Annotated in this window: 9 protein-coding genes; 5 read left to right on the plus strand and 4 right to left on the minus strand. The window is 70.5% G+C overall.

The genetic code is table 11. The features are described from left to right. The first annotated feature begins 254 nt into the window (after positions 1–254). Entirely contained in the window at positions 255–716 is a 462-nt protein-coding gene (locus tag F5972_RS04095; protein WP_150931135.1) for a hypothetical protein, read from the plus strand. Positions 717–841: 125 nt separating this feature from the next. Beyond that, on the plus strand, positions 842–1,204 hold the full coding sequence (locus F5972_RS04100; protein ID WP_150931136.1) for an SCO4225 family membrane protein: 363 nt from the start codon (positions 842–844) through the stop codon (positions 1,202–1,204). 22 nt (positions 1,205–1,226) lie between these two features. Here the strand turns inward: F5972_RS04100 and F5972_RS04105 are convergent, their stop codons facing one another. Next, positions 1,227–1,622, minus strand: coding sequence for a cupin domain-containing protein (locus tag F5972_RS04105; protein ID WP_150931138.1), 396 nt, complete (start codon positions 1,620–1,622; stop codon positions 1,227–1,229). A 78-nt stretch (positions 1,623–1,700) separates the two neighbouring features. On the opposite strand from F5972_RS04105, the gene F5972_RS04110 reads away from it, so the two are divergent. Further along, positions 1,701–2,162 carry a hypothetical protein gene (locus tag F5972_RS04110; protein WP_150931140.1) on the plus strand — a complete coding sequence of 154 codons (462 nt, stop codon included), beginning with the start codon at positions 1,701–1,703 and terminating at the stop codon, positions 2,160–2,162. Between the two features lie 14 nt (positions 2,163–2,176). Here the strand turns inward: F5972_RS04110 and F5972_RS04115 are convergent, their stop codons facing one another. Together F5972_RS04115 and F5972_RS04120 are read right to left on the minus strand one after the other, a co-directional pair. Then, the gene (locus F5972_RS04115) at positions 2,177–2,677 is read right to left on the minus strand and encodes an FBP domain-containing protein (RefSeq protein WP_150931142.1); all 501 of its coding nucleotides are present in this window, start codon (positions 2,675–2,677) and stop codon (positions 2,177–2,179) included. 60 nt (positions 2,678–2,737) lie between these two features. Next, complete coding sequence (locus tag F5972_RS04120; RefSeq protein WP_150931144.1) at positions 2,738–3,364, minus strand: class I SAM-dependent methyltransferase; 627 nt, start codon at positions 3,362–3,364, stop codon at positions 2,738–2,740. Between the two features lie 104 nt (positions 3,365–3,468). On the opposite strand from F5972_RS04120, the gene F5972_RS04125 reads away from it, so the two are divergent. Together F5972_RS04125 and F5972_RS04130 are read left to right on the plus strand one after the other, a co-directional pair. Then, entirely contained in the window at positions 3,469–4,713 is a 1,245-nt protein-coding gene (locus F5972_RS04125; protein ID WP_225311133.1) for a CaiB/BaiF CoA transferase family protein, read from the plus strand. A 41-nt stretch (positions 4,714–4,754) separates the two neighbouring features. Then, a complete protein-coding gene (locus tag F5972_RS04130) occupies positions 4,755–5,375 on the plus strand; it encodes a DJ-1/PfpI family protein (protein ID WP_150931148.1) in 621 nt (206 codons plus the stop codon). Between the two features lie 80 nt (positions 5,376–5,455). Here F5972_RS04130 and F5972_RS04135 read toward each other — a convergent pair. Continuing rightward, the coding region (locus F5972_RS04135; protein WP_191909931.1) for a cellulose binding domain-containing protein at positions 5,456–6,000 on the minus strand (545 nt) is incomplete at its 5' end.

Consider the following 6,000-nt stretch of genomic DNA (forward strand, 5'->3'; position numbering starts at 1 on the left):
CTCCGAGCGTCATACGAAAAGTGTCAAGGTGAACCAGACAGCACACACGCTGGTCAAGGTGCTTGCGGTCACACCGACCGATCGAATCGCTCGGACAGCAGATCTTCGGCCCATTCCCGCAGATCGGCCCCACCGGACGCACCACCAGGACGACAATCGCCACCGCAGTGAAGCGCCCGGGCTCGTCGACGGCGGGTACGGAGGCGCGGGAGGATCGTCACGCGGGCGGCCGGACGAACAGGCGGTGAAGCGGGTTGAGGATCGAGGACTACCGGGAGCTGTTCGCAGCGCTCCGGAAGCGGCCGCTTGTCTACCTGCCCCGGGCCGACTTCGCCGACGTCGTCGCGTTCGTCGAGGGCTGCGATCACGGCAATGCTCGCAGCCTGCTCACCGGCTTCCGGGAGTGGCTGGTCACCCGTGCCGGGTGCGGGGACAACCTGGTCTGGTGGAGCCTGGTCCTGCGTCTGACCGAACCGGAAGGCCCGAAGAGCCCGCGTGACATAGACCCCGGCACCGACGCCCGCGCCGTCGAGACGCTGCTTCGATGCCTCGACGACCTCCTGACGCTGCGCCAGGAGCAGGACGGGCTGCACCGGATCTACGCCGCTCATCAGGCGTGGCTCGACTCGCGTGCCCGCGGCGGCTGCCTCGCGGGCGGAGCGGCGGCGTGCCCGGCCGTGAACTGGCCGAGGCCGCGAGTCACATCGGCCGAATGATGGGTGGCCATGACCACGCGGCCACCGTGCCGCGCCGGGACGTGCCGCACGTACGCACCGGACTCAGTGTCACTTGAGTATTCACGCTCAGGACATGTCACCCGCAGTCGGTCAAAGTGGGGACCATGCGACCTCTGCGAGCACTGACCCGCTACGTCTCCCGTTACGAGCGCGGAGGCTTCGCCGCGGCGATCGCCGGGCCCTACGCGCTGATCGTGGTCGCCGCGACCGTCTACGTCGCGATCTCGACGCAGCGGCCGGGCAGCCAGGGCCTGGAGGCGATCGTTCTCTTCGCGGTCACCTCGCCGCTGTCGATGCTCCTCATGTTCCTGCCGCTCGCCTCGCTGGCGGACGACCCACCCGGCCCGCAGATCTTCCTGCTCTCGTTCACCGCGGCCGGGCTCTTCCAGGCCTGGCTCCTCTGGCGGATCACACGAGGACGCGCTAAGGACAAGGCCCAGGGGCCGCCGACGGCTCGTCCCTCGTGAGCGAGGACAGCGTACGGGCGGGTCAGGAGAGTTCGTGGCCTGTGGTGCTGTCCACGTTGGCCGGGACCTCTCCGTCGTGGCGATCCCCGGTCGTCAGGGTTCCCGACGGCTCGAACATCAGGATCGATCCTCCGGGCGACGACGGCTTGTGCTCGGTGCCCCTGGGGACGACGAACGTGTCGCCCTTGTGGAGCACCACCGTCGTCTCATCACCGGCGGCATCGCGGATGGCGATGTCGAACCGGCCGTCGAGGACGAGGAAGAACTCGTCGGTGTCCTCGTGGACATGCCAGACGTGCTCCCCGAGGGTGTGGGCGATCCTCACGTCGTAGTCGTTCATCCGCGCCACGATGCGGGGACTGTAGACGTCGTCGAACGACGCCAGCGCCTCGGTCAGGTTGACAGCCTTCGTGTTCATGGTGCCGATTCTCTCCAATCCCGCCGGTTTCGGCGCTTCCATGGCGGTGAGCCCCGGTTCCTGGCACGCTGCCCGATCATGGGAGTCCTCTTCGATTACTTCAGGGCCGGCACGGACGACGAGGCCGTGGCCGTCCACGACTGGCCTGCCGGTCCCGCCTGCCCGCCCGAGGGCACTGAGCCGAAGGACAGCGTCGAGCTCAAGGGCATCGACCCGCACGTGATGATGGGAACCCTGGAAGCCCTGCTCACCGGGCACCGGTACGAGGACATCACCGATCGGCCCGGGCACGCCAGAGTGCTCTGGATCAACGACGAGGGGGAACAGGCCGTCTTCGCCCTCGCCGACGAGTTCGCCGCGGCGCTCGCGGCGGCCGGCGACGAGGAGATCCGGGCCGTGCCGGGACCCTGGTCGCGTACGGAGGAGTTCTGGGGCGACGCGGACCCGGCCGAGCTCGCCGAGATCCTCGGCGACCTGCGCGACCTGGCGGTGCGCGCCGTCCGGCAGGAACAGCACCTCTACTGCTGGATGTCCCTCTGATCGCCGACCGGCGGTCAGCCGTGCGCGACCCGGTCGAGGAAGGAGTAGAGGTTGGCTCTCGTGCGGGCGACCTTCTCCTCCACGGTGAGCGACTCCTCGACGACCCCGGCCCCGGGAGCCTCCTTCTTGCCGCGCAGGTAGAGGGAGCAGTCGAGGTCGGTGCACAGGTACTGCCCGACGGTGTTCCCCTGACGGCCCGCCTCGCCGGTCCGGCGCGCGGTCATCAGCGCCACGCCGCCACTGGTGTGGGTGGTCAGGCACAGTGAGCACATGCTGCGGGAGGTGAAGCCGCGCGAGACGCCGGAGGTCACCCGGAGCGCGATCCCGACGAGTGAGTCGTCGCGTTCCGCCACCACGTACGCCCGCTCCGGTGCGCCCGGGTCCCGCCAGCCGAGGAAGTCGAGGTCTTCCCACGGACGATCCGCGAGGTCCCTGGGCAGGTCGAGACGCTTGGCCTCGCCCTTGGAACAGTTGATGAACGACGTGCGCACTTCGTGCTCGGTGACCGGCCTCATGAGCGGCGAGGCTAGTCATTCCTAATGGCACTAGGCAAATGATTAAAACCCATAGGCATGTCAGGGCCGTACGGCCAGCACCCGGAAGCTGACGCCGCGCGCCGCCCGGGCCACCGACTCGATCTCGAACCCCGCCCGCTCCAGGTACGGCCGGGGATCGCGGGTGAGATAGTCGGCTTCGAACCGTACGAACAGGGGTTCCACCAGCCGCATCCCGGCCCGGAGGATCGGGTTGCTGGAGGGCCCGTGCTCGGCCAGCACGAACCGCCCACCCGGCCGGAGCACCCGGTAGGCCTCACGGGCCGCGGCGGCGGGGTCGGGAATCGTGCACATCGTGAACGTGGACAGCACGGTGTCGGCGACGGCGTCGGGCAGGTCGAGGCGCTGCGCGTCGCCCTGCCGCAGTTCCACCCGCGCGCCGAGGCCGTCCCGGGCGACCCGCCGCCGCGCCAGGTCCAGCATGCGCTCGGACAACTCGATCCCGACCACGGTGGTCGCGGCGTCGTAGAGCGGCAGGTTCAGCCCGGTACCGACCGCGATCTCCACGACGTGGCCGCGCGCCTGCCCGACGGCCCATTCCCGGCTGCCGGGGAACAGGCGCCGCTCCCAGACCCGCATCTGGTCGTCGTACCGATCCGCGATCCGGTCGAACACCCGTCGTACGTCGGCGTCGGTGGTAACCCGCATAAAACGACCCTAACGCGTGAAACTTCGCGAATGGCTTACATCAGGCTACGGTCGCAAGACGGCCCGGAAGCTACGCATACATCCGATTTAGTATGTTTTGTGTCGTGACCCGTCCGCTCCACGGCGTGCTCGTCGCCGACTTCAGCCGCGTGCTGGCCGGCCCGTCCTGCACGATGACCCTGGCCGACCTGGGCGCGACCGTCGTGAAGGTCGAGCGCCCCGGCGCCGGGGACGACACCCGTTCGTGGGGGCCGCCGTGGTCGGCCACCTCCTCGACGACCAACTCCTCGACGTACTTCGAAAGCGTGAACCGCACCAAGCGGAGCGTCACGCTGGACCTGGAGGATCCGGCCGACCTGACGCTCGCCCGCGAGCTGGCCCGGCGCGCCGACGTGCTCGTGGAGAACTTCCGGCCGGGCGCGCTCGACCGGCGCGGGCTGGGCTACGCGCAGGTGGCGGCCGCGAACCCGGGGATTGTCTACTGCACGATCACCGGCTTCGGCGCGAGCGCCGGAGCCGGCCTGCTGGGCTACGACTTCATCGTCCAGGCCGTGGGCGGGCTCATGTCGGTCACGGGCGCGGCCGACGGGGAGCCGACGAAGGCCGGGGTGGCCCTGGTCGACGTGCTGACCGGCAGGGACGCCGCCATCGGGGTCCTGGCCGCGCTGGCCGCCCGGGCGAACACCGGGAAGGGATGCCACGTCGAGGTGAACCTGCTGTCCAGCCTGCTCGCCGCGCTGGTCAACCAGGCGCAGGGCTACCTGGAGACCGGCGTGCCGCCGGGGCGGATGGGCAACCGCCACCCCTCCATCGCGCCGTACGAGACCCTGCGCTGCCGGGACGGCCTGCTCGCCGTGGCCTGCGGAAACGACGGCCAGTTCGCCCGGCTCACCCGCGTGCTCGGCGATCCCGGGCTGGCCGCCGACGAACGCTTCGCGACGAACGCCTCCAGGGTGAGCAACCGCGAGGAGCTCGTCGCGGCGCTGGAACGCCTCCTCGCCGCCGCGGACGCGGCCGAATGGCAGGAACGGCTGACCGCCGAACAGGTGCCCGCGGGCTGCGTCGCGGACATCGCCGAGGCGTTCGGCCTGGCCGAGCGACTCGGCCTCGATCCAGCCGTACGCCCACGGCCGGACCGCGCGCCGCAGGTGCGCCACCCCGTGAGCTACTCCGAGAACCTGGTCCGCCCGGCGGAGCCGCCGCCGGCGCTCGGCGAACACAACGCCGCCGTACGCGCCTGGCTCACCTCGGCCGGCGGGTCGCTCGCGGATCTCGATCCGGTCGATCCCGCCGCTCCCACCCCGACCTCCTCCCGCGTTTCCACCGAGACAGGACAGATGCCGTCATGACCTCCGCCCGTCGCGCTCGTCCGCCGTCGGAGGATGTCCCCGTGCGCATCGTCATACCGCTCTTCGACCGGTTCACGCCGCTGGACGCCGTCGGCCCGTACGAGGTGCTCAGGTTCCTGCCGGACGCCGAGATCGTGTTCGCGGCCGCCAGACCGGGGCCGGTGCGCGACGTCCCGGCATGGCTGGCGCTCACCGCGGACGCGGCGTTCGCCGAGGTCGGCTCCTGCGATGTCCTGGTCGTTCCCGGAGGCCCGGGAGCGCGCGGGCTGCTGGACGACGACGAGCTTCTCGGCTGGATCCGCCGGATGCACGAGACGAGCACCTGGACGACCTCGGTGTGCACCGGGTCGCTGTTGCTGGGAGCCGCCGGGCTGCTCGCCGGGCTCTCGGCGACGACCCACTGGGGCGCGGCGGACGTGCTGGAGTCGTTCGGCGCGGTCTACACGGCCGAGCGGGTGGTGTTCCAGGGGAAGCTCGTCACCGCCGCGGGGGTCTCCTCCGGCATCGACATGGCGCTCGCGCTCGTCGCACGCGTCGCCGGTCAGACCACGGCCGAGGCGATCCAGCTCGCCATCGAGTACGACCCGCAACCGCCGTACGACGCGGGATCGCCGGCCAAGGCGCCGCAGGCCGCCAAGGATCTCCTCGCCAGGGGACTGTGAGGCCGTACAGCGTGCCTCCGGTGCGCGGGTGGAGGTCCCGCGCACCGGAAGCTCAGGGGTCCCCGATCAGGAGGTGCGGATCAGGGGCTGGTGCAGGTGGCGGTGGGGGTGGCCGCGTTGCCGTTGGCGGTGAAGCCGAAGGTCGTGGAGCCGCCCGCCGCGATTGAGCCGTTGTAGGTCTCGTTGGTGACGGTCACCGAGGAACCGGACGTGCTCTGCCGGCCGTTCCACAGGCTGCTGATGCTCTGGCCGCTCGGCCAGGTCCACTTGACGGTCCAGCCGTTGACCGCCGAGCTGCCCGCCTGCACCGTCACCTCGGACTGGAACCCGCCGCCCCAGCTGTTGATCGTCTTGATCGTCGCCGAGCATCCGCCGGGAACCGGGGACGTCGACGGCGAGGCCGACGGGCTCGCGCTGGGACTCGCGCTCGGACTCGCACTGGGACTGGCGCTGGGGCTCCGGCTAGGCGAAGCGCTCGGAGACGGGCTCGTGTTGGGGGTCGCCGCGTTGAGCGCGTCAAGGACCGAGTTGTAGGCCTGCTTCTTGTTGAAGTTCCCGTCGAACAGCAGCGGGGTGTCGCCGCTGCGCCAGGACCACTTGTCGGTGATGCCCCACACGGTGATGC

The organism is Microbispora cellulosiformans, assembly GCF_008728085.1.
GTDB classification, from domain to species: Bacteria; Actinomycetota; Actinomycetes; order Streptosporangiales; family Streptosporangiaceae; genus Microbispora; species Microbispora amethystogenes.

Bases quoted from the DNA above. Each gene is read 5' to 3' on its own strand.
- F5972_RS04100 (WP_150931136.1), top strand. From the start codon at position 842: ATGCGACCTCTGCGAGCACTGACCCGCTACGTCTCCCGTTACGAGCGC.
- F5972_RS04105 (WP_150931138.1), bottom strand. From the start codon at position 1,622: ATGAACACGAAGGCTGTCAACCTGACCGAGGCGCTGGCGTCGTTCGAC.
- F5972_RS04110 (WP_150931140.1), top strand. From the start codon at position 1,701: ATGGGAGTCCTCTTCGATTACTTCAGGGCCGGCACGGACGACGAGGCC.
- F5972_RS04115 (WP_150931142.1), bottom strand. From the start codon at position 2,677: ATGAGGCCGGTCACCGAGCACGAAGTGCGCACGTCGTTCATCAACTGT.
- F5972_RS04120 (WP_150931144.1), bottom strand. From the start codon at position 3,364: ATGCGGGTTACCACCGACGCCGACGTACGACGGGTGTTCGACCGGATC.